The organism is Bradyrhizobium sp. Mp19, from assembly GCF_029952935.1.
In the GTDB taxonomy this organism is placed as follows: Bacteria; Pseudomonadota; Alphaproteobacteria; order Rhizobiales; family Xanthobacteraceae; genus Bradyrhizobium; species Bradyrhizobium elkanii.
On sequence record NZ_JASAUT010000008.1, the window covers coordinates 31,788 to 58,264 of the forward strand.

General features: G+C 62.5%; 29 protein-coding genes. 18 read left to right on the top strand and 11 right to left on the bottom strand.

Annotation, left to right across the window (positions count from 1 at the left end; translation table 11 throughout):
- The first annotated feature begins 7 nt into the window (after positions 1-7).
- The 13 genes from trbE (at position 8) to QJT82_RS12580 (ending at position 11,631) form a co-directional block, all read left to right on the top strand.
- Positions 8-2,446: a conjugal transfer protein TrbE gene (trbE, locus tag QJT82_RS12520; protein ID WP_281446640.1), complete on the top strand. Its 2,439-nt coding sequence runs from the start codon at positions 8-10 to the stop codon at positions 2,444-2,446.
- Positions 2,443-3,216, top strand: a complete 774-nt coding sequence (trbJ, locus tag QJT82_RS12525; protein ID WP_264641880.1) for a P-type conjugative transfer protein TrbJ — start codon at positions 2,443-2,445, stop codon at positions 3,214-3,216. Before trbE ends, trbJ begins: the two co-directional genes overlap by 4 nt.
- A gap of 10 nt (positions 3,217-3,226) precedes the next feature.
- Positions 3,227-3,562, top strand: coding sequence for a putative entry exclusion protein TrbK-alt (trbK-alt, locus tag QJT82_RS12530; protein WP_264641881.1), 336 nt, complete (start codon positions 3,227-3,229; stop codon positions 3,560-3,562).
- A gap of 3 nt (positions 3,563-3,565) precedes the next feature.
- Positions 3,566-4,918, top strand: coding sequence for a P-type conjugative transfer protein TrbL (gene trbL / locus QJT82_RS12535; RefSeq protein WP_264641882.1), 1,353 nt, complete (start codon positions 3,566-3,568; stop codon positions 4,916-4,918).
- Positions 4,918-5,601, top strand: coding sequence for a conjugal transfer protein TrbF (gene trbF, locus QJT82_RS12540; RefSeq protein WP_264641883.1), 684 nt, complete (start codon positions 4,918-4,920; stop codon positions 5,599-5,601). Before trbL ends, trbF begins: the two co-directional genes overlap by 1 nt.
- Positions 5,598-6,626 (top strand): P-type conjugative transfer protein TrbG, encoded by a 1,029-nt coding sequence (gene trbG / locus QJT82_RS12545; protein WP_264641884.1) that lies wholly within the window; start codon positions 5,598-5,600, stop codon positions 6,624-6,626. Before trbF ends, trbG begins: the two co-directional genes overlap by 4 nt.
- Positions 6,623-7,840, top strand: coding sequence for a TrbI/VirB10 family protein (locus QJT82_RS12550; protein ID WP_264641885.1), 1,218 nt, complete (start codon positions 6,623-6,625; stop codon positions 7,838-7,840). The genes trbG and QJT82_RS12550 overlap by 4 nt, the downstream gene beginning before the upstream one ends.
- Positions 7,837-8,076: a DUF2274 domain-containing protein gene (locus QJT82_RS12555; RefSeq protein WP_264641886.1), complete on the top strand. Its 240-nt coding sequence runs from the start codon at positions 7,837-7,839 to the stop codon at positions 8,074-8,076. The genes QJT82_RS12550 and QJT82_RS12555 overlap by 4 nt, the downstream gene beginning before the upstream one ends.
- Before the next feature lie 157 nt (positions 8,077-8,233).
- Positions 8,234-8,929 carry a class I SAM-dependent methyltransferase gene (locus QJT82_RS12560; RefSeq protein WP_264641887.1) on the top strand — a complete coding sequence of 232 codons (696 nt, stop codon included), beginning with the start codon at positions 8,234-8,236 and terminating at the stop codon, positions 8,927-8,929.
- A 219-nt stretch (positions 8,930-9,148) separates the two neighbouring features.
- The gene (locus QJT82_RS12565; RefSeq protein ID WP_264641888.1) at positions 9,149-9,484 is read left to right on the top strand and encodes a metalloregulator ArsR/SmtB family transcription factor; all 336 of its coding nucleotides are present in this window, start codon (positions 9,149-9,151) and stop codon (positions 9,482-9,484) included.
- A 288-nt stretch (positions 9,485-9,772) separates the two neighbouring features.
- Positions 9,773-10,201, top strand: coding sequence for an SRPBCC domain-containing protein (locus QJT82_RS12570; RefSeq protein ID WP_264641926.1), 429 nt, complete (start codon positions 9,773-9,775; stop codon positions 10,199-10,201).
- A 53-nt stretch (positions 10,202-10,254) separates the two neighbouring features.
- Entirely contained in the window at positions 10,255-10,671 is a 417-nt protein-coding gene (locus QJT82_RS12575; RefSeq protein ID WP_264641889.1) for a DoxX family protein, read from the top strand.
- 165 nt (positions 10,672-10,836) lie between these two features.
- On the top strand, positions 10,837-11,631 hold the full coding sequence (locus tag QJT82_RS12580; RefSeq protein ID WP_264641890.1) for a phosphodiesterase: 795 nt from the start codon (positions 10,837-10,839) through the stop codon (positions 11,629-11,631).
- A gap of 82 nt (positions 11,632-11,713) precedes the next feature.
- Here QJT82_RS12580 and QJT82_RS12585 read toward each other — a convergent pair whose 3' ends face one another.
- From QJT82_RS12585 to QJT82_RS12615, 7 genes are all read right to left on the bottom strand, one after another.
- Positions 11,714-12,133, bottom strand: coding sequence for a nuclear transport factor 2 family protein (locus QJT82_RS12585; RefSeq protein WP_264641891.1), 420 nt, complete (start codon positions 12,131-12,133; stop codon positions 11,714-11,716).
- A gap of 83 nt (positions 12,134-12,216) precedes the next feature.
- Complete coding sequence (locus tag QJT82_RS12590; RefSeq protein ID WP_264641892.1) at positions 12,217-13,710, bottom strand: hypothetical protein; 1,494 nt, start codon at positions 13,708-13,710, stop codon at positions 12,217-12,219.
- Positions 13,711-13,907: 197 nt separating this feature from the next.
- Positions 13,908-14,945 carry a LysR family transcriptional regulator gene (locus tag QJT82_RS12595; RefSeq protein WP_264641893.1) on the bottom strand — a complete coding sequence of 346 codons (1,038 nt, stop codon included), beginning with the start codon at positions 14,943-14,945 and terminating at the stop codon, positions 13,908-13,910.
- Positions 14,942-15,841 carry a LysR family transcriptional regulator gene (locus QJT82_RS12600; protein ID WP_264641894.1) on the bottom strand — a complete coding sequence of 300 codons (900 nt, stop codon included), beginning with the start codon at positions 15,839-15,841 and terminating at the stop codon, positions 14,942-14,944. The genes QJT82_RS12595 and QJT82_RS12600 overlap by 4 nt, the downstream gene beginning before the upstream one ends.
- Before the next feature lie 16 nt (positions 15,842-15,857).
- A complete protein-coding gene (locus tag QJT82_RS12605) occupies positions 15,858-16,424 on the bottom strand; it encodes a dihydrofolate reductase family protein (protein WP_264641895.1) in 567 nt (188 codons plus the stop codon).
- A gap of 97 nt (positions 16,425-16,521) precedes the next feature.
- A complete protein-coding gene (locus QJT82_RS12610) occupies positions 16,522-17,022 on the bottom strand; it encodes an SRPBCC family protein (protein ID WP_264641896.1) in 501 nt (166 codons plus the stop codon).
- 118 nt (positions 17,023-17,140) lie between these two features.
- On the bottom strand, positions 17,141-17,494 hold the full coding sequence (locus QJT82_RS12615; protein ID WP_253601045.1) for a metalloregulator ArsR/SmtB family transcription factor: 354 nt from the start codon (positions 17,492-17,494) through the stop codon (positions 17,141-17,143).
- A 200-nt stretch (positions 17,495-17,694) separates the two neighbouring features.
- On the opposite strand from QJT82_RS12615, the gene QJT82_RS12620 reads away from it, so the two are divergent.
- Positions 17,695-18,264 carry an AAA family ATPase gene (locus tag QJT82_RS12620; protein ID WP_264641897.1) on the top strand — a complete coding sequence of 190 codons (570 nt, stop codon included), beginning with the start codon at positions 17,695-17,697 and terminating at the stop codon, positions 18,262-18,264.
- A 234-nt stretch (positions 18,265-18,498) separates the two neighbouring features.
- Positions 18,499-19,245, top strand: coding sequence for an SDR family NAD(P)-dependent oxidoreductase (locus QJT82_RS12625; protein ID WP_264641898.1), 747 nt, complete (start codon positions 18,499-18,501; stop codon positions 19,243-19,245).
- Positions 19,246-19,914: 669 nt separating this feature from the next.
- Here the strand turns inward: QJT82_RS12625 and QJT82_RS12630 are convergent.
- The gene (locus QJT82_RS12630; RefSeq protein ID WP_264641899.1) at positions 19,915-20,610 is read right to left on the bottom strand and encodes an HAD family hydrolase; all 696 of its coding nucleotides are present in this window, start codon (positions 20,608-20,610) and stop codon (positions 19,915-19,917) included.
- Between the two features lie 187 nt (positions 20,611-20,797).
- On the opposite strand from QJT82_RS12630, the gene QJT82_RS12635 reads away from it, so the two are divergent.
- Positions 20,798-21,082, top strand: a complete 285-nt coding sequence (locus QJT82_RS12635; RefSeq protein WP_264641900.1) for an AlpA family transcriptional regulator — start codon at positions 20,798-20,800, stop codon at positions 21,080-21,082.
- A gap of 516 nt (positions 21,083-21,598) precedes the next feature.
- Here QJT82_RS12635 and QJT82_RS12640 read toward each other — a convergent pair.
- Together QJT82_RS12640 and guaA are read right to left on the bottom strand one after the other, a co-directional pair.
- Positions 21,599-22,855 (bottom strand): site-specific integrase, encoded by a 1,257-nt coding sequence (locus tag QJT82_RS12640; RefSeq protein ID WP_264641901.1) that lies wholly within the window; start codon positions 22,853-22,855, stop codon positions 21,599-21,601.
- 293 nt (positions 22,856-23,148) lie between these two features.
- Entirely contained in the window at positions 23,149-24,747 is a 1,599-nt protein-coding gene (guaA, locus tag QJT82_RS12645) for a glutamine-hydrolyzing GMP synthase (protein WP_028344693.1), read from the bottom strand.
- A gap of 137 nt (positions 24,748-24,884) precedes the next feature.
- Here guaA and QJT82_RS12650 point away from each other — a divergent pair, with 137 nt between their 5' ends.
- Both QJT82_RS12650 and QJT82_RS12655 read left to right on the top strand, forming a co-directional pair.
- Positions 24,885-25,256, top strand: coding sequence for a nuclear transport factor 2 family protein (locus QJT82_RS12650; RefSeq protein WP_028344692.1), 372 nt, complete (start codon positions 24,885-24,887; stop codon positions 25,254-25,256).
- A gap of 190 nt (positions 25,257-25,446) precedes the next feature.
- Positions 25,447-25,779 carry a DHCW motif cupin fold protein gene (locus QJT82_RS12655; protein ID WP_028344691.1) on the top strand — a complete coding sequence of 111 codons (333 nt, stop codon included), beginning with the start codon at positions 25,447-25,449 and terminating at the stop codon, positions 25,777-25,779.
- A gap of 197 nt (positions 25,780-25,976) precedes the next feature.
- Here QJT82_RS12655 and QJT82_RS12660 read toward each other — a convergent pair whose 3' ends face one another.
- Positions 25,977-26,429 (bottom strand): helix-turn-helix domain-containing protein, encoded by a 453-nt coding sequence (locus QJT82_RS12660; RefSeq protein ID WP_028344690.1) that lies wholly within the window; start codon positions 26,427-26,429, stop codon positions 25,977-25,979.
- Between the last annotated feature and the right edge of the window lie 48 nt (positions 26,430-26,477).

Consider the following 26,477-nt stretch of genomic DNA (forward strand, 5'->3'; position numbering starts at 1 on the left):
GCGGGCGATGATGAACCTGGCTGAATATCGTCGGACGTCGACCCGCCTCGCGGACTTTCTGCCGTGGGCAGCGCTCGTCGCGCCGGGCGTAGTGCTCAACAAGGACGGCAGCTTTCAGCGCAGCGCCCGCTTTCGCGGGCCCGATCTCGATTCCGCCGTGCAGGCCGAGTTGATCGCGGTCGCCGGACGTCTCAACAGCGCTTTCCGTCGCCTCGGCAGCGGATGGGCGATCTTCGTCGAGGCGCAGCGCCATGCCGTTGGCGCCTATCCCTCAAGTCGATTTCCCGACGCGGCGTCGGCAATGGTCGATGCCGAACGCAAAGCCGATTTCGAGGAAGACGCGGCGCATTACGAGTCGAGCTACTTCCTGACCTTCGTCTTTCTGCCCCCGGCCGAGGATGCCGCGCGCGCGGAAAGCTGGCTGTATGAAGGAAAGGGGGAGCGCGGCGTCGACCCGTGGGAGGCATTGCGCGGTTTCGTCGATCGCACGGATCGCATCCTGCAGCTCGTCGATGCCTTCATGCCCGAGTGTGCGTGGCTCGACGATGTCGAGACGCTGACCTATCTGCACTCGACCGTTTCGACGAAGCGCTACCGCGTGCGCGTTCCCGAGACGCCGATGTATCTCGATGCGCTGCTGGCAGATCAGCCACTCACCTGCGGGCTGGAGCCGCAACTCGGTGACGCGCATCTGCGCATCCTCACGATCATCGGTTTCCCCACCGCGACAACACCAGGAGTCCTCGACGAGCTGAACCGGCTCGCCTTCCCGTATCGCTGGGCGACCCGAGCAATCCTGCTCGACAAGACCGACGCGACGAAGCTGCTGACCAAAATCCGTCGGCAATGGTTCTCCAAGCGCAAGTCGATTGCCGCGATCCTCAAGGAAGTGATGACCAACGAGGCGAGCGTGCTGGTCGACACCGACGCCGCCAACAAGGCCGCGGACGCCGATCTCGCGCTTCAGGAGCTTGGCGCCGATTATGCCGGCCAGGCCTTTGTCACCGCGACGATCGCCGTTTGGGATGCAGACCCGCGCGTCGCGGCCGAGAAGCTACGGCTCGTCGAAAAGGTAGTTCAGGGCCGCGACTTCACCGCAATGCCGGAGACGATCAACGCAGCCGATGCGTGGCTCGGGTCGCTGCCAGGGCACGTCTATGCCAACGTGCGCCAACCGCCGGTTTCGACACTCAATCTCGCCCACATGATTCCGCTCTCGGCGGTGTGGGCGGGGCCGGAACAGGATGAGCACTTCGGGGCGCCCCCCTTGCTGTACGGCAAGACCGAAGGATCCACTCCGTTCCGGTTCTCGATCCACGTCGGCGACGTCGGACACACCTTGGTGGTCGGTCCGACCGGCGCCGGCAAGTCGGTGCTGCTGGCGCTCATGGCGCTGCAATTCCGGCGCTATCCGCAAGCCCAGGTCTTCGCGTTCGATTTCGGCGGATCGATCCGCGCTGCGGCGATCGCGATGGGCGGCGACTGGCATGATCTCGGCGGTGGCCTGACCGAGGGCTCGGCCGATAGCGTCGCACTGCAGCCGCTCTCCCGTATCGATGAGCCGGCCGAGCGCGCCTGGGCGGCCGACTGGATCGGCGCGATCTTGATGCGGGAGACCATCCCCGTCACGCCCGAGGTCAAGGAGCTACTCTGGACGGCGTTGTCGTCGCTCGCCAGCGCCCCGATCGGCGAGCGGACGATGACCGGCTTGTCGGTGCTCCTTCAGTCGAACGACCTGAAGCAGGCTCTGCGGCCCTATTGTGTCGGCGGGCCCTACGGTCGGCTGCTCGACGCGGAGAGCGAGCATCTTGGCGTCGCGACCGTGCAGGCGTTCGAAACCGAAGGCCTCATCGGGACCGCCGCCGCCCCGGCCGTTCTCGCCTATCTCTTCCACCGCATCGAGGACCGTCTCCACGGCGAGCCGACGCTGATCATCGTGGATGAAGGCTGGCTCGCTCTCGACGACGAGGGATTCTCTGGCCAGCTCCGCGAATGGCTGAAGACCCTTAGAAAGAAGAACGCCAGCGTTGTCTTCGCGACGCAGTCGCTTTCAGACATCGATGGTTCGGCGATCGCGCCGGCAATCATCGAGAGCTGTCAGACACGCATTCTCCTGCCGAACGAGCGCGCGATCGAGCCGCAGATCACTGCGATCTACCGCCGCTTCGGACTCAACGACCGTCAGATTGAAATCCTCGCGCGCGCGATGCCGAAGCGCGATTACTACTGCCAGTCACGCCGCGGCAATCGGCTGTTCGAGCTGGGTCTGTCCGAGGTAGCGCTCGCGTTGTGCGCCGCATCCGCCAAGACCGACCAGGCCGCGATCGACCAGATCGTCACCGAACATGGTCGCGACGGCTTCCTGGCCGCGTGGCTCCGACACCGCGGCGTCGATTGGGCCGCCGACCTTCTTCCCAGCCTCAACAACATGGAGGAGTCATCATGAAACCGCGCCGTTCGCGCGGCGTGCGCCTTGCCGCCGCATTGCTCACCGCTACAGCGGGCGCCCTGCCGATGCTCGCGACACCCGCCCACGCTCAATTTGGCGGGATCGTCTACGACCCGACCAATTACGCGCAGAACTTGCTGACGGCCACGCGCGCGCTGCAGCAGATCAACAATCAGATCACCTCGCTTCAGAACGAGGCGACGATGCTGATCAATCAGGCTCGCAACCTCGCGAGCCTGCCATACTCCTCGCTCCAGCAGCTTCAGCAGTCCGTCCAGCGCACTCAGCAGCTCCTGCAGCAGGCGCAGGGGATCGCCTACAACGTCCAGAACATCGATCAGGCGTTTCGGACGAACTACGGCGCAGGCAGCGCCTCAATGTCGGCCTCTGACCAGCAGCTCGTCGCGCAGGCGCGGGACCGCTGGAACAACACAGTGAACGGTTTGCAAGACGCAATGCGCGTCCAGGCCGGCGTGGTCGGCAACATCGACACCAATCGCACGCAGATGTCGGCACTAATCGGGCAAAGCCAGGGTGCGACCGGAGCGCTGCAGGCGACTCAGGCCGGCAACCAGCTCCTCGCGCTCCAGGCCCAGCAGCTCGCCGATCTCACCGCCGTCGTCTCCGCCAACGGCCGCGCGCAGGCACTCGCCGATGCGGAGCGGGCCGCCGCCGTCGAACAGGGACGCGAGCAGCGGCGCCGCTTCCTCACGCCGGGAAGCGGCTATCAACCCGGCAATGCGCGGATGTTCCAGAACGGCAACTGAGGACGCTGCGATGGACACGAAGCTTCTCGCGCGTATCGGCGCCATCGTCTTCGTGGCGATCGCGATCACCGCGACCGCGATCGAGGCGACGCGGAAGGACCGCCCCCCTGAGACATGGTCGCCCAGCCGGCCGACCGTCGCCCATGCCGATCCGCTGGGCGCCGAGTTGCTGCGCTGCCAGGCGCTCGGCGAAGCGGGCCCGCGTGATCCTGCATGTCTGCATGCATGGGCGGAAAGCCGCAATCGCTTTCTCGCTCCCGGCGCTCGCCCCGGGGAGCGGCTCCCTGTGGCGCAGCCAGCGCCCCCGCCAGGGTCGCCCCCGGCGCCACTGCCAGAGGCGCGATAAGCGATGGGTAACACCGGCGTCATCGACCATTTCCTCGAGGTCTTCACTCGCTACATCGACGGCGGCTTCGGTCTACTCGGCGGAGAGGTCGCCTTTATCGCGACCACGCTGATCGTCATCGACGTGACGCTGGCGGCGTTGTTCTGGTCGTGGGGTGCCGACGACGACATCATAGCGCGCCTGGTGAAGAAGACGCTTTTCGTCGGGGTGTTCGCCTACATCATCGGCAACTGGAACAACCTCGCGCGCATCGTCTTCGAAAGCTTCGCCGGTCTCGGCTTAAAAGCGAGCGGCACCAGCTTCACGACGGCCGATTTGCTCCGCCCGGGCAAGGTTGCGCAAACCGGGCTCGATGCCGGGAGGCCGCTGCTCGATTCGATCTCGGGCCTGATGGGGTACTGGTCCTTTTTCGAGAACTTTATCCAGATCGCCTGCATGTTCCTCGCGTGGGCCCTGGTGCTGCTCGCGTTCTTCATTCTCGCCGTCCAGCTTTTCGTCACGCTGATCGAGTTCAAGCTGACGACGCTTGCCGGCTTCGTGCTGATCCCGTTCGGTCTCTTCGGCAAGTCGGCCTTCATGGCCGAGCGGGTGCTCGGCAACGTCATCTCGTCCGGCATTAAAGTCCTCGTCTTGGCCGTGATCATCGGCATCGGCTCGACGCTGTTCTCGGAATTCACCAGCGGCTTTGGCGGCGCGACGCCGTCGATCGACGACGCCATGGCGATCGTGCTTGCCGCGCTCTCGCTCCTCGGGCTTGGGATCTTCGGTCCGGGCATCGCGAACGGTCTTGTGGCTGGCGGCCCGCAGCTCGGCGCCGGCGCGGCAGTCGGGACCGGTCTCGCCGCCGGCGGAATGGTCGCCGCGGGCGCGGCCACCGTGGGGGCGGTCGCATCGGGCGGCGCCGCACTCGCTGGCGGCGCGGCTGCAGCCGCGCGTGGCGGTGCGGCTCTCGCGGGCGGCGCATCAACCGCCTACAGCCTCGGAGCGGCCGGCCAAAGCGGCGCTTCAGGGGTCATGGGTGGTCTTGGGGGCGTGGCGCGCGCCGCAGGCTCCGCCGCCACATCGCCGCTTCGCCGCGCTGCCGAACGGTCCGCCGAAAGCATGCGATCCGGTTTCGCCGGCGGCGCGCGCGCAGTGTTCGAAGCAACTGGCGGTTCCTCGACCGGCGGTACCGTCGAAGCGGCCCCCAATGACGCAGCATCGGCCGCCGCCGGCGACCAGCCTCCTGCTTGGGCTCGTCGCATGAAGCGCTCCCAGCAGATGAGTCACGCGGTGATGACGACGGTGCATGCCGTGCGCAGCGGCGACAGCCATGGCGGCGGCTCCTCCATCAATCTCTCCGAAGGTGACCGCTGATGTTCCGACGACCCTCTACGCACTACGGAAAAGCTCCCGAGCCCGAGACGCCCTACCAGCGAGCGGCGCAGGTGTGGGACGACCGCATCGGCTCGGCGCGCGTCCAGGCGCGCAACTGGCGCTATATGGCGTTCGGGTCGCTATTCTTGTCGGCGGGTTTCGCGGCTGCGCTCGTCTGGCAGTCGGCGCATGGGACCGTCGTCCCGTGGGTTGTTCAGACCGACCGCCTCGGCCAGGCGCAGGCGATCGCGCCAGCGGTTGCGGACTATCAACCGACTGATCCGCAGATCGCCTTCCACCTCGCGCGCTTCATCGAGCAGGTCCGCTCGATCCCGGCGGACGCCATCATTGTCCGGCAGAACTGGCTGCGCGCCTACGACTTCACGACCGACCGCGGCGCCGCCGCGCTTAACGACTACGCGCGCGCCAACGACCCGTTCGCCAAGGTCGGGCGGCAGCAGGTCGCCGTCGATGTGTCGAGCGTGATCCGCGCCTCGCCCGACTCCTTCCGCATCGCCTGGACCGAGCGCCGCTACGAGAACGGCCAGCTCGCCGAAAGCAGCCGATGGACGGCGATCCTCACCATCGTCGTCCAGGTTCCGCGCAACGCCGACCGGCTCCGCGCCAATCCGCTGGGGATCTATGTCAACGCAATTTCTTGGTCACGGGAGCTGGGGCAATGACTCTGCCGATTTTCCGTAAAGCCGGAGAACCGGCTTTCCGTATTCACACATTGGCGGCATTGCTGATGTCCGCAACGGCGCTCGCGGGTTGCGCAACGACGCAGAGGCCGCCGGAGATCAGCTACGACGATGCGCCTGCTGCCGTGCAGACCGTCGATCCGCCGGCGCCGGTTCAGGTGGTCGAGCTGCCGCGACCGCTGCCGCTTCCCGGCCAAATGAAGGCCGTCGATACCTCCCGCCGACCGCCCGAGCCGGCCGATCCGACGGCCCGGGTGAACCAGGCGAACGCGGCGGCGCGCATCCAGCCCGTGCGCGACGGCTTCATCAATTCGATGCAGGTCTATCCCTTCACCGAAGGCGCGCTCTATCAAGTTTACACTGCCGTCGGGCAGATCACCGACATCGCGCTCCAGCCCGGCGAACAGCTCGTCGGCTCCGGGCCCGTGGCGGCCGGCGACACCGTGCGATGGATCATCGGCGATACGCAGAGCGGGTCGGGGGCCACCTTGCAAGTGCATATCCTCGTGAAGCCCACGCGACCCGAGCTGATGACGAACCTCGTCATAAATACCAATTTGCGCACTTATCACCTGGAGCTGCGCTCGACCGAGCGGACCTACATGGCGTCTGTCTCATGGCAATACCCGCAGGACCAGCTCATAGCGCTGCGTCGCCAGAACGCCCAGGCACAAGCCTCCCAGCCGGTAGCGAGTGGGATCGACGTCTCGCGCATCAATTTCCGCTACGAGGTGACGGGCGACCGCGCGCCTTGGCGGCCGCTGCGCGCCTATGATGACGGCCGGCAGGTCTTCATCGAATTTCCCCGCGGCATCGGCCAGGGCGAGATGCCGCCGCTATTCGTGGTCGGCCCCGAGGGCAACACCTCGGAGCTGGTGAACTACCGCGTCCGGAGCAACTACATGATCGTCGACCGGCTATTCGCGGCCGCCGAGCTACGCTTCGGGTCTGGCGACAACCAGAAGCGCGTCCGGATCACCCGCACGGACGGGAGGCCCGCGTCATGACTGATGACCGGAACGAGGAAGAGGAGCCAGGTGCGCCGCTCACCGGATCGACGCCAGATGCCGCAGCGCCGATGCGTCTTCGCGCCGAGGCTCCCCGAGTCACCCGCCTGTCGCGCAAGGTGCTCGTCGGCCTCGGACTGGTTGCGAGCCTTGGTCTTGGTGGCGCTCTCGTCTACGCCCTGCAAACGCGCGGTGGGGCGAAGCCGGCGGAAGAACTCTATTCGACCGACAACCGCTCGACCGCCGATGGGCTCCAGGGTTTGCCGCGTGATTACACTGTCGTGCCGCAGCTCGGCCCGCCGCTGCCGGGCGACCTCGGACGTCCGATCGTTAACGCCCAGAACCGCGGTCAGCCGGTGCCAGCCCCAGGTGTCGCGCAGCCGCAGCCCGGAATCAGCGCCGAGGAGCAGCGGCGCCTGCAAGAGATCGAGTCCGCGCGCACTAGTCGCCTGTTTTCGGCATCGGAAGCCCGCATCCTGGCGCCCGCCGCCGTCGCCGCGCCAGCGGACGCGCCGACGCCGAACCTGACCAATCTCGGCCTTGCCCCTCAACCCTCGACACCTACCGCCCAGGAGCGCCAGCAGGCCTTCCTCAACGCACCGGTCGACCGCCGCACCGTAGCTGGCGATCGTGTTGCGGCTCCCGCCTCCCCAAACGTCCTGCAGGCCGGCGCGGTGATTTCGGCGGCGCTGATCACCGGCATACGCTCGGACCTGCCAGGTCAGATCACGGCGCAGGTCACGGAGAACATCTACGACAGTCCGACGGGCCAGATCCTCCTTGTCCCGCAAGGGACACGCGTTATCGGCCAGTACGATAACAACGTCCAATTCGGTCAGAGCCGGGTGCTGTTGGTGTGGAACCGACTGATTTTTCCTAACGGCCGAAGCATCGTGCTTGAGCGTCAGCCCGGTGCGGACGCCGAGGGATATGCAGGACTTCAGGACGGCGTGGATTATCACTGGTGGGATCTTGCGAAGGCGGCTGGGCTTTCGACGCTGCTGAGCGTCGGCGCCGAGCTTGCCACCAATGACGATGACCGGTTGATCGCGGCGATCCGCAATGGTGGCCAGGATACGATCAACGATGCTGGTCAGCAGATCATCCGGCGCCAACTCAACGTCGCGCCGACGCTGACGATCCGGCCCGGCTTTCCGGTGCGGGTCATTGTCACCCGGGATCTCGTGCTCGAGCCATACGGAGCCAACCGATGAGCAAATTGAAGCTGGGGGCGATCGCCGAGGACAAGCCTGTCCGTCTCGCGCTGGATTTGCCGGCTCAGGTGCACCGAGACCTTATCGCTTACGCCGCGCTTCTCGCGGAGGAGACGGGCACACCCGCAGTGGATCCGAGCAAACTAATCGCGCCGATGCTTCAGCGCTTCATTGCCTCTGACCGGGGGTTTGCAAAGGCTCGCCGCGCACGGAAAGCTAATACAAACCGCGACTAGCCGTCGCTTGCGCAGCCCAAGCCCCCCTGCACATCGTGCGCGGAGCGCAAACCACGTTGCGCCGGCCACACCGGCTACGAGCCATTCTGTCGGGCCTGAGGCGCGCTAACTATACTTCCGAATCGCAATTCGAACACAGCGTTAAGGCGCGCCAAACATGAAGAAGTTCGACGCCTCGCGAGCGGCAGAATACGAAAGTCAAAGCCGGATAGCTCTGGCTGGATATGAGGCTTGTCATGAGCTGGCCGCTTGCATGTTGGCTGCGGCACTTGGGACAGGTGGGAATCGTCGGATTCTGGTGGTCGGTATAGGCGGGACCGCTCAAGAGGTGATCGCGCTCTCCAAGATCGAACCCGGCTGGCGATTCACTGGTGTGGACCCCTCACAGCCCATGCTTACGCTCGCCGCCGAGCGGTTGGCAGCGCTCGGACTTAGCGACAGGGTTGTGCTGCATCTGGGGACTCTGGACGATCTCGCCGCCGAAGACGAGTTTGACGCCGCCATGATGCTCGGAGTGCTTCATCACCTGCCGGGCGATCACGCAAAGAGCGCAATACTGGGAGCCATCGCGGCTCGCATTGGCCCAGGCGCGCCCTTCATTCTCGCCGGAAACCGCTATTCGTACACCAGCAAGCCCCTCCTTCTCGCCGCATGGGGCGAGCGATGGCGAATGCACGGCGCCACCAGCGAGGAAGTGAAGGCAAAGCTCGGCAAGATTTTACAAGGCGCCGATCCACCTCGCTCGGCAGAGGCAGTGATCGAGCTTCTTGACCAAGCCGGCTTCGAGCGCCCGGAGAGCTTTTTCTCAAGCCTGTTCTGGAGCGCGTGGATTGCCTGGCGGAAGCGTGTTTAGACGCCGAGTCATGCCAAATTCGGATGTATCGCGTTCGACTTGCGGCTCGCCTCGTCGACGGTAGCGCGGGCAATCGCACACCGATTGCCTCCTAGGTACCATCCCACGCGCATTTCATTGCACGACACGCTTCCCGCTTTGCGCGCCGCGCGTCTATCCGAGCCATGAGCAATTCGTCAGTGTTCAACCAGCACGTTGGCAACCGAACGGTTGAATACAATGACGGACGAACGGCTTAACAATATCTTCTTCGCGCTTTCCGCGAGCACGCGGCGGGACGTCCTGACCCGTCTTGCCGATCGCGATGCCACAGTCAACGAACTCGCCGCCCCTTACGATATCAGCGTGGCAGCGGTCTCTAAGCACCTGAAGGTTCTCGAGAACGCCGGTCTCATATCGCGACGCAGGGACGCGCAGTTCCGTCCGTGCCGACTCGATGCAGCGCCTCTCCAGGCCGCAGACGATTGGCTGGCCCACTATCGTCATTTCTGGGACCGCAGCCTGGGTCGGCTCAGCGAATATTTGCAGACAATCCAGACGCCATCGAACGACTGAGACACTCAATTATCACCGTTACAGAAAGGGCCCCGAAATGACCATGCAGACTGACCAGAACCCTGAAGCAATTCCGGCTAACACCCGGAGCGATGTCTCCGATCTCCTAGCTGATTGTCGCCTTTTCTGGGAACGCCGGTTTGACCGGCTTAGCGCCTATCTGCGGACCTCACAGACGACACCTGGCCAATAACGAGCGACTTCTTCGCCGCTGCTCCAACATCTAACGAAAGGCATCCAATGACGACGCAGATTGACCAGAATTCCACTGAGAAGCCCGTGATCACGATGAGCCGCGTCTTCGATGCGCCACGTGACGTGGTTTGGAAGGCATGGACGGATCCAAATCATGTGACCCAGTGGTGGGGCGGAGAAGGATTCACTAGCCCTGTCTGCGAGATGGACGTCCGCGTCGGAGGCGCTTGGCATCACATCATGCAGTTCCCCGACGGCACCAAGATTACGATGGACTTCGTCTACACCGAGGTCGATCCGCCAAACCGCCTGTCCTGGCGCAACGCCGTAACGCAGCCGAACGGCCCGCCGTCGCTGCTTCAAACTCTGTCGTTCGAGGACCTCGGCGATGGACGAACCAAGTGGGACTTGGTCGCGTTGGCCGAGTCATTCGAACAGCGAGATATCGCAGCTGGCATGGGTTTCGCCGGCATGGTGACGCAAGGCCTTGATCGCCTGGCAAAACATCTGGCGCGCGGGTGAACGAGTCCAATTGTTCGGTCGCTAGCCCAGCATCGCATCAAAGGGGGAAATCGATGGACACCGGTATCGACGGTCTCATCAGTCCGGGGACACAGCGCGTAATCGGGTGGACCCTCACCGTCCTAATCAGTGCCCTGCTGGGATTCTCTTCCGTGATTAAGCTCGTGGGTGTGCCCGAGGTTCGACAGACCTTGTCGGGCCTCGGCTGGCCGGCTCACCTTGACTTCACAGTGGGGGTGCTCGAGCTGATCTTTCTCGCGCTCTTCCTGATTCCCCGCACCGCGGTCTTCGGCGCGGTGCTGGAAACGGCGCTGCTGGGCGCGACCGTCGCCTTGAAGCTGCGCGTGGGTGATCCAATGATCACCCACGTGCTCTTCGGCGTTTACATGGGATTTTTCGTTTGGGGCGCGCTGTACTTCCGGGACCCCCGAGTTCGTCAACTGATGCCATGGCGGGTCCTACCTAGCTAAGCACTATGTGTTCCGACCCGGAAACACCGTTGGGCGGCCGTTCGAGCACGGTCGTCCGGTGGCGTATCCGCCCCTCCTCTTTTCCATGTCCCACGAAGGCGAGTTCTTCAATGAAGAGGCGGCGCTGGCCTGTCCTGGGACGAGTACCGCGACGGGAGATTCAAATTGATCATTGCTCAGATGACCGACCTTCACGTGGCGCCGACGGCCGCGCCATTGTTCGGGCGCGTGGACACTCGCGCGCACTTCCGAAGAGCGATCGAGCACGTACGCGCGATTTCGCCGTCGCCTGACCTGCTCGTGTTGACAGGCGACCTCGCGGCTACCGGCTCGATTGAAGAATATCGCTTTGTTCGCGAAGCGCTGGATGAGCTTGCGATCCCGTCGTTCATCATCCCGGGAAACCACGACAAGCGAGAGGCGCTACGAGAGGTATTTCAACATCATCAATACCTCCCACGATCGGGGTATGTTCAATACGTCGTGCCGAACTTACCCGTGCAGCTGATTGGTCTCGACACCCTCGTGGAGGGTCATGGCCATGGCGAGCTGTGCGCCGAGCGTCTGGATTGGCTCGACGCTCGGCTAGCGCAAGCTGACAAGCCGGTCATCTTGTTCATGCACCATCCCCCTGCCCCGACTGGCCTCCACGCCATTGATGAAATGGGATTGCGCGTCGGTGCCGAGCGACTTGCGGAAATTGTGCGGCACCATGGAAATGTTGAACGGGTCCTCTGCGGCCATATTCATCGTCCCATCTCCTTTGGTTGGGCAGGAACCACGGTCTACGTCGCGCCGAGCGTCGCACATCAAGCGACGCTTGATCTTACGCCGGATGCGACGCTTACGTTTTCAATGGATCCTCCCGCACTTGGGCTGCATTATTGGCTGCCGACGACCGGACTGGTCTCACACCTAAGCTTTATCGGACCGTTTAGCGGTCCCCATCCGTTCGATTGACGCTCTCGTGCGCTGCTGAGCCGTTGCCGGCGCACGCCGGCGCGGCGTGGTCGAGTCATTCGGATGATATGAGTGCCCGCAACTACGCCGGCTTGGCCCGTGGGGTGTGTTGAGAATACCAAGCCCGCCAGCGACGGCCGTCGTGGTAGAACACATCGACAGAGAGTTCGGCCTCGCCTCGGTGACGCACGATCGCGGCGCGCCCGATCATCTGAATTGTCGAAGTCGGAGGGAACGGTCCGACCGTCGCCCCGGGATGACGCTGTGGGTACGTTCGAGTTGACTCAAGTACCTCTGATCTCGGTCGGGGCACACCCGAAGCGTTCACTGACACGTAATCGGGGTCGAGCAGCGCGTCGATCGCGCTCGTGTCGCCGCTCACGGTTGCTTTGATCCACACTTCCTCTGCGTGACGCACGCCTTCTACGGTCGCCGGCTCGATCACAGAGTCCGGCACGGCACCGGCCATGGTGGCGGCCAGGATCACGGCCATAACGGACATCTCATTTCTCCTGATGTTTGCGCGTTCGCCGGCCGGTGCCGTACGATCTCAGCTCGGTGAAAAGCGACTTTCGCTCGGTGCGATCAGCTCTCCCGCCGGACCGCCTCGGAAACACGCCGCCAAGGGGTCGGACTCATATGCATCCCAATTATGGTCTCTACCGAGATCCCGGCGTCCCTGACAGCCTGGTCAATCTCCAGGAGGGATTCAGGGAACAGCATTTCACCAGCGGGACCGAGAGGCTGCACCATCTCGGCGGTGTGAAGCATTCGGGTGGACGGGATGTAGGTCATCAGCATCTGGCCGGTGCCCCGGCGGATGGGATAGACCACAAGTTGGTTGTCGCCCTCACCAATCACGGTGCGTCCCACCACTAAGTGAAGTTTCAACGTGACCCCTTGTCGAGCCAGACTGTCGGGATCCAATCGGTGCGGCGCGGTGAGCACATTTCTCACCAGGGCGCCGTTACGGTCCAGCAGGTAGATAGGAATGCCGCGTGCGGCATACTCCCGCAAACCGGCGAAGTGCCAGCCAAAGCTTGTTGTCGTGATCACTGCCTTTATCGGCAAGCCCGGAAATCGCCGCAAGGCCTCGGCGATCACCTTCGCGGAATAGCCATTGGAGATTGGTGCGTCGATCACAACGACGCCGTCTGACTGCCGCACCAGCGTCACGTACCATCCCCCAGGAATCTGGACGACACCCGGCGAGATCTCCGCAATCGGTCGATCTGGGCGGCCGAGCGGCAAGTCGTCAGTGTCGCGCCGGCCGGGAAAGTCTAGTTCGGCGCGCGCCGCCTCGGACGGCGAGAACTTCGCTGCATCAAGCGGCGGATCCACTTGGAGAGCTGTAATCATCGTCGTGCGTAGCGGGACGCCGTTGCGCGACATATCCCATTGGAAAGGATAGCGCAGACCCGAGACCAGGTTCCAGTTCGAGAACTCCGTACGATCCATGAGGTCGCCTCGGGGGCGCCACGCGATGTCGCCTCGCAGCGCCATTTCCGACTCGACAGCGATCGGCAGGTTCGTCTCGTCGCTCAGAAACAACCTGACACGCACCTCACCGCGCACAAAGCTAACGACGTGAACCGAGACACCCCGGACGCTCACCACGTCCTCAAGGTGAAGGTCAGGTGCGGCCAAAGCGGCCTTCAACGCGCGGATCGGATTCGAAAGGTCCCAATTTGGCGGAGCCGCTGAGCCATGCGGTGGCTGCTGCCGACCATCGTAAACCACCACGCTCTGAACTAGCTCGCCCACGTTCAAGGCTGACGCTTCGACAACAGATCCCGTCGCGGTGGTGGTGCGCATTTCGGTAAGACTCGCGCCAAGAACGAGGTCATCACTCACCGTGCCTTCACCGAGGTCGAGGAGATGCGGCGGCTCCGGATGATCGCTGTCCATAAGATGTGCATTGACGAGTTTGACTTCGGCCCTAAGCGACCGCACCTGGCGCGCATCTCGCACGACGCCCATCGCAGCCAGCGCGCGTTCCGTGATCGTGTGCGCGTTTTCCCTCCCGTCCCCCGGCGCACCGAGTAGAGCCAGTGCGAGCGCAAAACTGATGATCCTCACTTGTCACTCTCCCGGAGCGCCGCCCGCAGCACGCACCGATGCGGCCTACCGGCTATGCCGCGATTGCGACCGGTTTCTATCTCGGCTCGAATTGCTCCTTCCGCCACACCGCGGCCGCGATCAAGAAAAATGGGACGTGCGCGTGGCGCGCCGCACCCTGCGCCGGCTGCAATAGGATTTGGGGCTGAGGACCGCCGTCAGCTCTCTCTGCTGACCTCGGCTTGCGTTGACGGCGCCGGTTTTCGAAGAGCGTGGGATCCACACCCATTCGGCGCTGATGCCGCAGAGGGGAAAGCTGGAAGTTCTCGCTCATCCGCCGGCGCACGGCGACCGGGCTGTTGAAGCCCCTTCGAGCGCTTCGACATTATTTTTGCGAGGCTGAGCATGCGCCGAAGAGCCGGATTGTCATTTCGAGGGGACCAAAACGCGCAGAATGGCAAGACCTCGCCCGCGAGCGGCTTGTAAACGACGCCGGGAAATGTGGTCCCGACTGTTGCCTCGCTCGTCAACGTTAGTCCCCCGCCGATTGCCACCAAATTCATAAGATTATCTCTACTTACACCGTGGCGTTCGACGCTCGGGTGATGGCCGAGCGCCGCCAGATGCTTCACCAGGTAGTCATGTATTTCGGGACCTGGGTCAGTCTCGCTGACAAGGAAGCGCTCATCGCGAAGATGCTCCCAAGATACCACCGCGAGGTTGGAGAAGGGATGCTCGCTTCGCATCGCGACAAGAACGCGCTCGTCCCAAAGATGGAGCCTGTCACAACCCTCGACCTCCTGCTCACCGGTTAGGAAAGCGATGTCGGTCTGGTGCTGTCTGACCGCGGCGAGATGGCCGCTCGGGCCGCCTTCAATCACGTCAGTCCGCACGTCAGGATGCCTAACCAGATATTCTCGCAACAGAGCCGCCAGGAAGCCCGAAGCCAGGGACGAGAATATGCCAACTCGCACCGCGCCGGTCTCTCCGCGGCCGATTGCCCCGACTTCGACCACAGCATGCGCTACTTCGCGGACCGCGCGCCGCGCGTGGCCGAGGAAACACTGCCCGGCGTGCGTGAGGTGCACGCCACTCGCGCGTCGGATGAAGAGTGCCGCGCCTAACTCATCCTCCAAATCACGAATGCGCCGGCTGAGTGTCGACTCTTCAACCGAAAGGGTTCGCGCCGCCCGACGGAAGCTACCGTGATCAGCAGCGGCGATCGCATATCTCAGGTGGCGCAACTCGACCGTCACGAGGCCTCTCGAGTGAGAGACCTCGTCCGAGCTTGGTCACGAAGGAATGCTACGAACCTTCCAACTACCGCCTCCTCACTGTCGGGTGTCCAAGTGAGGTCAACGTCGACCCATGCGTTGCTTTCGGTCACCGGTTTCACAACCAGGCCGGGACAGGAGAAGTCGGCCCGGCTTTCCGCGATTAGCGTCACGCCGAAACCTGCGGAGACTAGCGCTAGCAAGCCAGGTCTGCTGACAGGGTGCGACTGCAGTGTAATCCCGGGGCCTAATAGCGAAACGACGAATTCGCCTGTAAGCGGATCGGCCCCGATTTCGTGGACGAGCACGACCTCGTCGCGGAGTTCGCGCCAACAGATCGAATTATTCGTCGCAAGCCTATGTCGCGATGGCAAGACGGTGACGATGGGATCCCGGTAGATCGGGACAGAGACTGCCCTCGGCCACAAAAGGTGGCGCGGCACGAGGGCGGCATCAAGCCAGCGTTCCTGTAGCGCCGGCGCGATCTCCTGCTCATGCATTTCATGGAGCACCAGGCGGACCATTGGATAAGCAAGCCGCCAGTCCCGAAGCAGCTCGCAAATGAAATGCCCGGTGGGAGGCACTTTCACGCCGAGCCTGATTTCGCCGACGTCGCCATTGGCATTGCATTGCGCCGCTCGCTTGATCGCATGAAAGTCTCCGAGAGCGCGGCGGACATGAACCATAATGGCCCTACCGCCGGCAGTCAGCCGAACACCGAAGCGTCCTCTTTCGAATATCGTGAGTCCGAGTTCATCCTCGACCCGGGTCACACCGCGGCTAACCGTCGAAGCGTAAATCCCGAGACGCTTGGCGGCCTCACCGAAGTTGCCGGCGTCCACCGTTGCAGCCACGTATTGTAGGTCGATCAGTTCCATTAAGCGGCAGACGCACTTACGCCGCCGCTTGGCGGTAGGTTAAGAGCGCCACTCCCATCGGAAATGTCTGCGTCTCAACCAGCTCAAGTGCCGTCTTTCGCTCGGCCTCAGGAAATAGGCGCCCGCCGATACCGATCGTCACCGGCATCACCATGAGGCGATATTCGTCGATCAATTTCGCCGCCCCGAGCGCATGCGAGAGGAGGCGGCTTCCGGCTACGAGGATTGGGCCCCCATCGCCTTGCTTCAAGCTTGTGATCTCACTCGCCAAGTCTCCCTTGATCACCTGAGTGTTGTTCCATTGCGGCTTATCCATCGTCCGCGACGCGACGAGCTTTGGCATGGCGTTCATCTTGTCCGCGAACGGACCTGATCTCGAAGGCCATGCGTCGGAAAAGGTGTCGTAGGTCACGCGGCCGAGCAGCAAGGTCTCGGCCTCCTCGACCTCATTGAACTTGTATGCGAATTGTTCCGGGCTTTGATACGCGGCAACCCATCCGCTCCAAGCCCGATCCGGCTCTGGCGACGGCGATTCCATGACGCCGTCCAAGGTTACAAACGCCGAGAATATGAGCTTCCTCACCACTAACTCCTATGACACTGAATTCTTCCAGACCGTGACGCGCGGCGCTTCGTTTCCAAGGATGGCCGGCGACGGACGGCCAACCCGCATCCGCCTCTTAGTGCCCCGCCTGCGTCTTGATATGCTCGATCAACTGCTCGAGCGCGGTGCTCCATCCGTTGTGGAAGCCCAATTCCTCGTGACGCCTACGGCTCGTCTCGTCCTTATGGAGCGCTGTTGCGATGTACCGTGTGCTGGGGCCCCTGGCCTCGAGCTCGATCACGACGGTCATTCCAAATCGAGCGCCCTCCGCCGGGCGCCATCCCGGTAGCAAGGCATCGGTCCAGACGATGCGCTCGCCGGGGACAACATCGAGATAGCAGCCGACGTTGTCGACCTCTGCGCCCCCTTCTGGCGCCTGCATAACCGTTCGGAAGATTCCGCCAGGCCGAAGATCGATCTCGCAGTGAACGGTCCGCCAGGGCCGCGGCGTGTACCACGCCTTTAAATGTTCCGGCTTGGTCCAAGCCTCCCAAACCAAATCGCGCGGTACCTCAACGACCCTGTCCAGGACGAGATCGAGTTGAGGATTTGGCTTCTGCAACACAGGTTTACTCATACGCGAGGGCCCTTCTGGTTCGTGACGTTCGCGCGCGCTCGCCGCCGCTCAACCGCGTCGCGAGAGCTGCTTCGCAACCGGCTCGTCGAAGCCGGCAAGGACCGGTGGTCCGCGAAGCTCATGCGGTGTCCTTTCGGTCATTCTTCAGCTGGATCAGGTAGTCATCCAGTTGATCAAGCCGCCGCTCCCAGAGTTCGCGCTGTTGGCTCAGCCAGTCCTCTGCCATGCGCAGGCGCTTCGGGGCTAAACGGTACACACGAACGCGGCCCGACTTTTTCGAGCTGACCAGGCCACATCGCTCAAGCACACCGAGATGCTCCACGAACGATGGCAGCGCCATGCCGAACGGAGCGGCCAACTCGCTGACGCTGGCGGGGCTTCGACTCAGGCGTTCAAGCACACGCCTCCTCGTGGGATCGGCAAGTGCTCGGAAGACCGTATCAATCGGTTCAAGGGCGGCGGCAACAGCCATCAAGCGGACTCTCAATGGTTCGATCCTGGGAGCCTAGCCGCTCCCTACGTTTAGGGCAATCCCTAAGTTTTGATCTGCACTACTCCGCCTTTTCCGCCATTTTATTGGCGCACGCTTCGGCGTTGCCCTAAGCTATCATCATCCGAAGCGGCCCCGGACACTGCGGCCTGGCCCCTGGAAAGCAATTTGCGGAGAGTGCCTTGACATCGGAGGCGATCATTTCGTCGAACATTCACGATCGCGCCGTCAGACGCGTGTTGATCACCGGATGCTCGGGTGTTGGCAAATCCTCCGTTACCCGGGAGCTTGCGCGTAGAGGATATGCGGCCTTCGATCTGGACACTCCCGAATGGTCGCACTGGGTCGATGCTGATCCGTCGGACCACTATACCCCTTCCAAGGGGAGAGACTGGGTGTGGCGCGAGGATCGCGTGGCAGCGCTACTCTCGGGGTGGACTGGTGGCATCCTCTTTGTCAGTGGGTGCGCCGAGAATATGGGCCGGCTTCTCCCATCGCTCGATTTGGTGATGCTTCTCTCGGCCCCACTCCAGACGATCATGAATCGGCTCGAATGCCGATCGAGTGGCAGTTATGGTCATTCCGCCGAAGAGCGCACGAAGATCGCTCACCTAATCGGGACGGTGGAACCGCTACTTCGGCGATCTGCTGACTACGAAATTCAGACTTCGAGATCGGTCCGCGAGACTGCTGACGAGGTGCTCCGCCTAACCTTGGCCGACGGGCGTGAATCACTCATCACCGAACTGTAGTGCAGTGACGCGCGCGCGACTCCTGCGCGGCTGCCGCCCAAATCGCATAGACCGTCCGACATTGCGCCTCACGCATCCCTTGGTGTCGTTCGCGCAGGTTTGAACGGACCGATTGCTCCTTACCTGGAGTCTCAGAGAAAGTCAGGTTCTCCCGAAGTAGAGGACGCAAAGGCCCCTTTTTGGCGGCTCCTGACAATCCTCCCTGAAATCGGAGCAGCGAAGGAGGTAAGAACAATGGTCGAGCAGAAACTTCGCGGGACAGTGGCTCTGGTTACGGGAGCTTCCTCCGGCATAGGCGAAGCTACCGCGCTCGCACTGGCCTCCGAAGGGGCCAGGGTGGGGATTTGCGCGCGCCGGCTCGATCGCCTCGATGACTTGGCGGCTCGCATTCGTCATAACGGGGGCGAAGCGCTGCCAGTGCAAACTGACGTCACCTCGGAAATGGCGATGTCAGACGCGGTTGCCCGCATCACGGGCGAATTTGGGCGATTGGATATGTTGCTCGCCATCGCCGGGATCGGCGTAGCAGCCCCATTCCACAATACATCGACGAACGAGTATCGTCAGATGTTCGACGTGAACGTTCTCGGCCTTCTCTACTCAATCCATGCCGCGCTGCCTTTCATGAAGGCTCAGCACGACGGTCACATCGTCATCTTATCTTCCGGTACAGGCCGCTACATCCACCCTTCCACCGTGTATTCCGCGTCGAAGCACGCCGTCAGCGCGCTTGCAGAATCGCTGCGGCGCGAGGTGAGTAAGGACGGGATCCGAGTCACCTGCGTCGAGCCTGGCGCCGTGAGCACGGAATTCATCGCACAAATGCGAACTGATGTCCGTGATGCGGTCAATACGCGCCTGGCCGGGATGGAAATGCTCAAAGCTGAGGATGTAGCCGCTGCGATACTCTATGCAGTGTCCCAGCCGAAGCGTGTCAACGTGAACATTCTAACTTTGTACCCGACTGAGCAAGCGTCATAAGCGAAGCGTCTTACCGCACAAAACATCCGGACGATGCGTACGAAGTTACATTCTGTATTCAGGCACGTGTAGGCGATATCGCGCCGAAGTTTACCACAGTCGCCGGAGCAACAATGGCGATTCATTCCGCGCCGCGCCCGACTCTAGGAGTTGCCCTTCGTCGCTGGAGAATAATCCACGGCGTCAAGCAGGCCCACGCAGCAGAGATATTCGGTGTAACTCAGTCGACAATCTCACGTTGGGAAGCAGGGCTACAAGAGATGGAGCCCCCTGAAAGGGCGAAAGTAGAATCCCTGGTCTCAGCCAAGATCGCGTCCAGCGCGGATAAAGTGCTCGCCACTCTCGTGTCGGAGAGTGACCGCAACCTTCACCTTATCTGCGACATCACGCACAAGCTTTTGGCGGTATCACCTAAGCGCGCGCTTGAATTCGGAACGCCGTATCCTGAGTTACTTGGAAAGTCGCTCTGGCGCTTTGCGACAGAAGAGATCCGTGCGCAGGAGAGCTCGCTCCCCCAGTGTGGATGGTATGATAGCAATTCGCCCCTGCCAGTAGAGTTCGAAACGGGACCGAATAGCTCTCCGGTCGTCCCGATCTGGCGAAGCCGCTGTAGATGGACGCGTCTGATGCTTTCGGATGGTACGCCAGCACGCCTTGTAGAAACTGTATTCACGGTAGCGTGCGAACCCACCTAGGTAACTCACTGAGCGAGCTGAGCTGAACAAAGCGCGGATGGTTCTCGGGCACCACAGCCCTTTCGTGAAACCACACGATCTCGTGGGGAACGTGGGCCGCCCACGCTCCTGCCTCGAGTGCGGGAATGATGTCGGAACGAACGGAATCTCCAGCCACGACGCACCGGTTGGGCGCAACGCCGTGGCGCCTACAGATGGCTTTGAAGATGTCGGCAGACTTATCGCTTACAATCTCCACGGCAACAAAGTGATCGCCAAGTCCCGACGCCGCGAACTTGGCCTCCTGGTGCCTCAGGTCGCCCTTGGTAACCAGGACGAGTTCTCCGAGGTCGGCGAGCTCCTCAATCGCGCCTTCAACGCCAGGAAGGAGTTCGACACGATGCAGAAGGAGTTCACGTCCAGCTTCCAGAATCGCTCCAAGCAGGACGGAAGAAACCGCTGGTGAGCACAACTCGTGCGCGGTCTCGATCATCGAAAGCGTAAAGCTCTTTGCTCCATAACCGTATATCGCCAGGTTTCGCTGACTCACGGTCTCGAGGCGGGCACGAGCGAGCTGCTCGCTCGCGAAGGGCGCCATTACCGAAAAGAACACTTTCTCCGCGACGTCGAAGTGCCGCATGTTGTGCCAAAGCGTGTCGTCGGCGTCCAAACAGATGAGACGATTGTGCATACATCAATCGTAGCGATCCCGGTCGACCGTGCGACGCATAAAATATGCGTTGGCCGCCCTGTTGCCTCGCAGCGGACCCCGCCGATTTGCACGCCAGAATGCGATATCGCCGCACAGGGTCGCGCAAGGGCTTCCACTGGCGAAGCCTATCGGCCTCTATCGGGTCAGGCACTTGATGGAGGACACAATGACAAACGCCGATCAACCTACTCTCCGAAGAACAATCCGCCGGCAACAACTGCGTGAAATGGTGCCGCTGGCCGACAGCACCATCTACGAGATGGAACAGCGCGGCGAATTTCCGCGGCGCTTCGCCCTGTCGCCCAGATGCATCGTTTGGGACCTAGCCGAGGTCGACGCATGGCTCATGGCACGTCGGGCCGCACCAATCCGCCGTGCCCAACACCCCGACGTCGCGAAGCGAAAAACGCGGCCGATCAAAGGGGGGAGTCAAGCTCAAACCGAGGCATAGCTGGCGGCCGATTGGTGGTGACTTTGAGGACTCGACCAATACTGGAATAGCTTGCAGCGGAAAATCTGATTAGCGACAGCAAAGGTAATCTGATGGCTGCACATCGTCGACGTTGGCTTAATTGGGGTCTCGTCCCTGGCCCGGTTGACTTCTACGAGCCATTCTACAGTACCCAGTTGCACGACGACATCGCTCAGTACGATCCGGCCTACGTTGCCGAGATAACCTTGCGGATCCCCCAAGTGCAACTCACCCACGCAGCCACGCCGGGGTGGTGGGAATGGAGGGCACGATGGACGGACAAGGGTGGAGCGCACATCACGCTGGGGATGACGCTATTCGACGTCGATCCGGCACCTTTCGGCGGGTTTAACTTGGACGCCGACTGTAGCGCCTCTGAACTGCTCCACGTCTGGAGTGCGCTTAGGGCCAGCTTGCCGCGGCTTTGGCTCCATTCCCCTGACTGTCGTATTTACAGGCCGGAATCGTTTCATGCGGAGCATGTCGCTTGACCGCTTAAAGTGCGGGATCAAGCTCCATCAACGGCATAGCCGGTGGCAAGAGAACGGGCGTGTGCTTACGGCCTTCAACCCACGCATCCACGATGTCGGACCACTCCTGCATCATGTGGCGACGTTGGGCCTCGTACTCTGCCTTGTTGTATACACCGCGCGACGAACGGCCATCTTCATGTGCCAAGCACTTCTCGATCCAGTCGCTGTTGAAGCCCAATTCGTTGAGCAACGTCGAGCCGGTTCGGCGCAGGTCGTGCACGGTAAACGGCTCCAGTGGCAGCCCCTCCTTCTTGGCCTGCTCAACGACCGCATAGGTCACGCGGTTGAACGTCGCGCGCGACATCGGTGCATCGGCGTCGTATCTGGAAGGCAGCAGGTATCGTGAGCTGCCGGCACAGGTCTTGAGCGCAATCATGATATCGAGCGTCTGACGCGAGAGATAAACGTTGTGCGCCTTCGATCGCTTCATGCGCTCTTTCGGGATCGTCCACACGGCGTTCTCGAAATCCACCTCCTCCCAGACCGCATCCTGCAGCTCGCTCTTGCGAACCATCGTCAGCAGATAGAGCTTCATGCCTAGCCGAATCGTCGGAAGGGTGGCGACGTTCTCAAGCTGCCTGAGCATGATTCGGATTTCGGTGGGAGATAGCGAGCGTTCCTTCGGTGTGAAGGTCGCGATCGATGCCGGCCCGACATCGTCGGCCGGATTTGCGACCTTCTCACCATGCAGGATGGCGAACCCGTAGATTTGCTTGAGGATGTCCCGCACATGGATTGCTGTCGCGGGTGCGCCGCGATCGACGATCTTCCCGCAATGCGCGCGCAGATCGTCGGGCGTGATCTCCGTGAGGAGCCGATTGCGCCACACGGGCAGCAGCTCCCTTTCGAAGATCGAGCGCCTCATTGCCCGCGTGCTGTCGGCCATCGGCGCATTCACGAGCCACTTTTCGCCAAACTCGCCGAAGCTCTTGGCTTCCTTGATCCGTCGCTTCTCGCGCTGTTTCTCGATCGCGGGTGAACGTCCTTCGCTAACGGCCCTCCTTGCATCGATGCAGAGTTCGCGCGCGCGGGCCAGTGAGATCCCATCGCGTCCGTACTTCCCGAGGTAGACGGTCTCGCGTCGCCCGTTCAGCCGATAGTCGAGGCGAAAAGAGATAGCCCCCGATGGCATGACCCGAACGTACATGCCGTCCCGGTCCGCCACTTTGTACATCTTGCCCTGCGGCTTCATGGCCTTGATCGCAGCGTCTGTCAGCATTTCCGCGCCACCTCCGAAAAGTACCGTCACGTGGTTTTCGGCGTACCTTGTCGGAAATTCATACGTCTTTTCATTAGCTTAGGCCGAAAAAAGTACCGTCAAGGACGTCATTTGCCCTGACGGTACTCGTGATTTAGGAGCTGATCAATATGGGCAAGGCCCGTCACGCGGGCCGTCATCACCGATCTCCGCCCACCGATAGATATCGATAGGAAGAGAACGATTTTTTATTATTTCTCAGTTAGTTATAGCGTACTATGGCGTAGTTTCGGATACCGCCGGAAGGGCGAAAATCATTCCCACTCAATCGTCCCCGGCGGCTTGCTCGTCACGTCGTACACCACCCGGTTCACGCCCTTCACCTCGTTGATGATGCGCGTGGCAGTCTCACCGAGAAATTTCATGTCGAACTGGTAGAAGTCCGCGGTCATGCCGTCGGTCGAGGTGACGGCGCGCAGGCCGACGACGTATTCGTAGGTGCGGCCGTCGCCCATCACGCCGACGGTCTTCACCGGCAGTAGCACGGCAAAGGCCTGCCAGATCGCATCATAGAGCCCGTGCCTGCGGATCTGGTCGATATAGACGGCATCCGCGTTGCGCAGGATGTCGAGCTTTTCCCTGGTGATGTCGCCGGGGCAGCGGATCGCGAGGCCGGGGCCCGGGAACGGGTGGCGGCCGACGAACACTTCGGGCAGGCCGAGCTCGCGGCCGAGCACGCGCACCTCGTCCTTGAACAGTTCGCGCAGCGGCTCGACCAGCTTCATGTTCATGCGCGCCGGGAGGCCGCCGACATTGTGGTGCGACTTGATGGTCACCGACGGGCCGCCGGTGAAGGAGACGCTCTCGATCACATCAGGATAGAGCGTGCCCTGCGCCAGGAACGCGGCGCCGCCGATCTTCTTGGCTTCCGCCTCGAACACGTCGATGAACAAGCGCCCGATGGTCTTGCGCTTCACCTCGGGATCGGTGACGCCTTCGAGCTCGCCGAGAAACTCCTTCGACGCGTCCACATGGACCAGCGGGATGTTGTAGTGGTTGCGGAACAGGTCGACGACGGTCTTGGCCTCATCGAGCCGCAGCAGGCCGTGATCGACGAACACGCAGGTGAGCTGGTCGCCGATCGCCTCGTGGATCAGCACCGCAGCAACGGCGGAATCGACGCCGCCGGAGAGGCCGCAGATCACCTTGCCCTTGCCGACCTGGGCGCGGATCTTCTCGATCGCCTCCTCGCGGAACGCGCGCATGGTCCAGTCGCCGGTGAGCCCCGCGACCTTGCGCACGAAGTTGCGCAACAGCTTGGCGCCATCGGGCGTGTGCACCACCTCGGGATGGAACATCAGGCCGTAATATTTGCGCGTCTCGTCCTGGATGATCGCGAACGGCGCGTTCGGCGAGGTGCCGGCCACCGAAAAGCCCGGCGGCATTTTTGTGATGCGGTCGCCATGGCTCATCCACACCTGGTGCTTCTCGCCGTGGCCCCAGATGCCGTCGAACAGCTGGCTGTCGGTCTTCACTTCGACATCGGCGCGGCCGAATTCGCGGTGGTGCCCGCCCTCGACCTCGCCGCCGAGTTGGGCCGCGAGCGTCATCTGGCCGTAGCAGATGCCGAGCACGGGAACGCCGGATTCGAAGATCAGCTGCGGCGCGCGCGGCGAGCCGGTCTCGTGTACCGATTCCGGACCGCCGGAGAGGATCACCGCCTTCGGCTTCATTTCCTTGAAGGCGGCCTCCGCCTTCTGGAACGGCACGATCTCGGAATAGACGCCCATCTCGCGGACGCGGCGGGCGATCAGTTGCGTCACCTGGCTGCCGAAATCGACAATCAGAATCTTGTCATGCGCCGAGGCCACGGAGGGCGTCGACGGTTCGCGGGCTGTGTGCTGGGCTGTCATGGCAAGCAGATACGCGACGGCGCCCGCCCCCGCAACCGCGCTCGAAGGGGCGCCCACATTCTTCTTTGGGCATGGACAAATCGATATAGGTCAGTATTATTGACCTAATTTGGCCATGAGCCACATGGAGGAAACCAATGCCGGATTTTCACGACCCGTCGCGCCTCAAAACCCTCGGCTGCGACTGGGTTGCCGCCTGGAACGCGCGCGACCTCGAGCGCGTGCTGGCGATGTACTCCGAGGATGCCGAGATGACCTCGGACCGGATCCCGGCGCTCGGCTTCGGCGCGTCGGGCACCGTGCGCGGCAAGGCGAGCTTGCGGGCCTATTGGAGCGCGGCGCTGGCGAAATTGCCCGAGCTGCATTTCGAGCTGATCGACCTCTATGTCTCGCCCGACAGCGTCGTCGTGTTCTACCAAAACGAACGCGGCAAGAAGATCTGCGAGTATCTGCGGCTGGATGCCGAGGGCAAGATCCGGCAGGGCTCGGCGAACCATCTGGTGGGTTGAGGTTGCCGCATGCAGTAATCCGTCACCCTGAGGAGGTCGCGAAGCGACCGTCTCGAAGGGCGACAGCCCGGCTCCATCCCATCCTTCGAGGCTCGCCGAGCGCTGCTTGCGCACCGCTCGACGCGCACCTCAGGATGACGCCGGCGTATAGGATGCAGAAGCGGAAGACGCGACATCAGGAACCACCCCCATGAAAATCCCGCCCCTGCCCTTCACCGTCACGGACTGGAACAAGCTCGAGCCTTCAGTACATCCCGGCGAAACCGGGCAAGCGCTGTGGCGCACGCTCAACATCGGCGAGCTGCGGGTGCGGATGGTCGAGTATTCGCCTGATTATCTCGCCGATCACTGGTGCGATCGCGGCCATGTGCTTTATGTCGTCAAGGGCGAGCTCGACACCGAGCTGCGCGACGGCCGCAAATTCACGCTGAAATCAGGCATGAGTTACCAGGTCTCCGACTTCGGCGACGCCGCGCACCGTTCGTCGACGAAGATGCGTGCGACGCTGTTCATTGTGGATTGAACGGCGAGGGCCTGCGCGCGGTAGCCCTGTTCCGTCCCGTCACCCTGAGGAGGTCGCGAAGCGACCGTCTCGAAGGGCGACAGCCCGGCTCCATCCCCATCCTTCGAGGCTCGCCGAGCGCTGCTCGCGCACCGCTCCGCGCGCACCTCAGGATGACGCCGGAATTTGGGGGGCGAAGTTAGCAAAAGCATCCACGCTCACCGCCTCCGCGCCGCGACCTTCCTCACCTTGGTATCCGCCCAGCCCAGCGGCCGCCCGCTCTTCGACGGCAGCACGAGTTGCCCGACCGCCTGTCCGGCCTGGTCGAGCAGCACCGAATGCGGCTCGCCGCGCGCGTAAAGATGCGCCTCGCCCCATTGCCTGAGACCAACCACGATCGGGAACAGGTCGTGGCCTCGCTTGGTCAGCACATATTCCTGATAGGCGCTGCCGTCGGAGGCCGCGACCTGCTCGAGCACGCCGAGTTCGATCAGCGTGCGCAGCCGCGTCGTCAGCATGCCCTTGGCGATGCCGAGATTCTTCTGGAAGTCGCCGAACCGGCGCAGGCCGTCGAACGCGTCGCGCACGATCAACAGCGACCACCAGTCGCCGATTGCATCCAGCGCGCGCGCCACCGGGCATTCCGCTTTTGCAAATGCGGTCCGCTTCATCGCGCTCCGCCTCCCTCGATCACGATTCCGAACTGGTCTTAAAATAGG

Excerpts from the sequence above, each read along its gene's own strand:
- trbE (WP_281446640.1), top strand. The coding sequence starts at position 8 with ATGATGAACCTGGCTGAATATCGTCGGACGTCGACCCGCCTCGCGGAC.
- trbJ (WP_264641880.1), top strand. The coding sequence starts at position 2,443 with ATGAAACCGCGCCGTTCGCGCGGCGTGCGCCTTGCCGCCGCATTGCTC.
- trbK-alt (WP_264641881.1), top strand. The coding sequence starts at position 3,227 with ATGGACACGAAGCTTCTCGCGCGTATCGGCGCCATCGTCTTCGTGGCG.
- trbL (WP_264641882.1), top strand. The coding sequence starts at position 3,566 with ATGGGTAACACCGGCGTCATCGACCATTTCCTCGAGGTCTTCACTCGC.
- trbF (WP_264641883.1), top strand. The coding sequence starts at position 4,918 with ATGTTCCGACGACCCTCTACGCACTACGGAAAAGCTCCCGAGCCCGAG.
- trbG (WP_264641884.1), top strand. The coding sequence starts at position 5,598 with ATGACTCTGCCGATTTTCCGTAAAGCCGGAGAACCGGCTTTCCGTATT.
- QJT82_RS12550 (WP_264641885.1), top strand. The coding sequence starts at position 6,623 with ATGACTGATGACCGGAACGAGGAAGAGGAGCCAGGTGCGCCGCTCACC.
- QJT82_RS12555 (WP_264641886.1), top strand. The coding sequence starts at position 7,837 with ATGAGCAAATTGAAGCTGGGGGCGATCGCCGAGGACAAGCCTGTCCGT.
- QJT82_RS12560 (WP_264641887.1), top strand. The coding sequence starts at position 8,234 with ATGAAGAAGTTCGACGCCTCGCGAGCGGCAGAATACGAAAGTCAAAGC.
- QJT82_RS12565 (WP_264641888.1), top strand. The coding sequence starts at position 9,149 with ATGACGGACGAACGGCTTAACAATATCTTCTTCGCGCTTTCCGCGAGC.
- QJT82_RS12570 (WP_264641926.1), top strand. The coding sequence starts at position 9,773 with ATGAGCCGCGTCTTCGATGCGCCACGTGACGTGGTTTGGAAGGCATGG.
- QJT82_RS12575 (WP_264641889.1), top strand. The coding sequence starts at position 10,255 with ATGGACACCGGTATCGACGGTCTCATCAGTCCGGGGACACAGCGCGTA.
- QJT82_RS12585 (WP_264641891.1), bottom strand. The coding sequence starts at position 12,133 with ATGTCCGTTATGGCCGTGATCCTGGCCGCCACCATGGCCGGTGCCGTG.
- QJT82_RS12600 (WP_264641894.1), bottom strand. The coding sequence starts at position 15,841 with ATGGAACTGATCGACCTACAATACGTGGCTGCAACGGTGGACGCCGGC.
- QJT82_RS12610 (WP_264641896.1), bottom strand. The coding sequence starts at position 17,022 with ATGAGTAAACCTGTGTTGCAGAAGCCAAATCCTCAACTCGATCTCGTC.
- QJT82_RS12615 (WP_253601045.1), bottom strand. The coding sequence starts at position 17,494 with ATGGCTGTTGCCGCCGCCCTTGAACCGATTGATACGGTCTTCCGAGCA.
- QJT82_RS12625 (WP_264641898.1), top strand. The coding sequence starts at position 18,499 with ATGGTCGAGCAGAAACTTCGCGGGACAGTGGCTCTGGTTACGGGAGCT.
- QJT82_RS12630 (WP_264641899.1), bottom strand. The coding sequence starts at position 20,610 with ATGCACAATCGTCTCATCTGTTTGGACGCCGACGACACGCTTTGGCAC.
- QJT82_RS12635 (WP_264641900.1), top strand. The coding sequence starts at position 20,798 with ATGACAAACGCCGATCAACCTACTCTCCGAAGAACAATCCGCCGGCAA.
- QJT82_RS12640 (WP_264641901.1), bottom strand. The coding sequence starts at position 22,855 with ATGCTGACAGACGCTGCGATCAAGGCCATGAAGCCGCAGGGCAAGATG.
- guaA (WP_028344693.1), bottom strand. The coding sequence starts at position 24,747 with ATGACAGCCCAGCACACAGCCCGCGAACCGTCGACGCCCTCCGTGGCC.
- QJT82_RS12650 (WP_028344692.1), top strand. The coding sequence starts at position 24,885 with ATGCCGGATTTTCACGACCCGTCGCGCCTCAAAACCCTCGGCTGCGAC.
- QJT82_RS12655 (WP_028344691.1), top strand. The coding sequence starts at position 25,447 with ATGAAAATCCCGCCCCTGCCCTTCACCGTCACGGACTGGAACAAGCTC.
- QJT82_RS12660 (WP_028344690.1), bottom strand. The coding sequence starts at position 26,429 with ATGAAGCGGACCGCATTTGCAAAAGCGGAATGCCCGGTGGCGCGCGCG.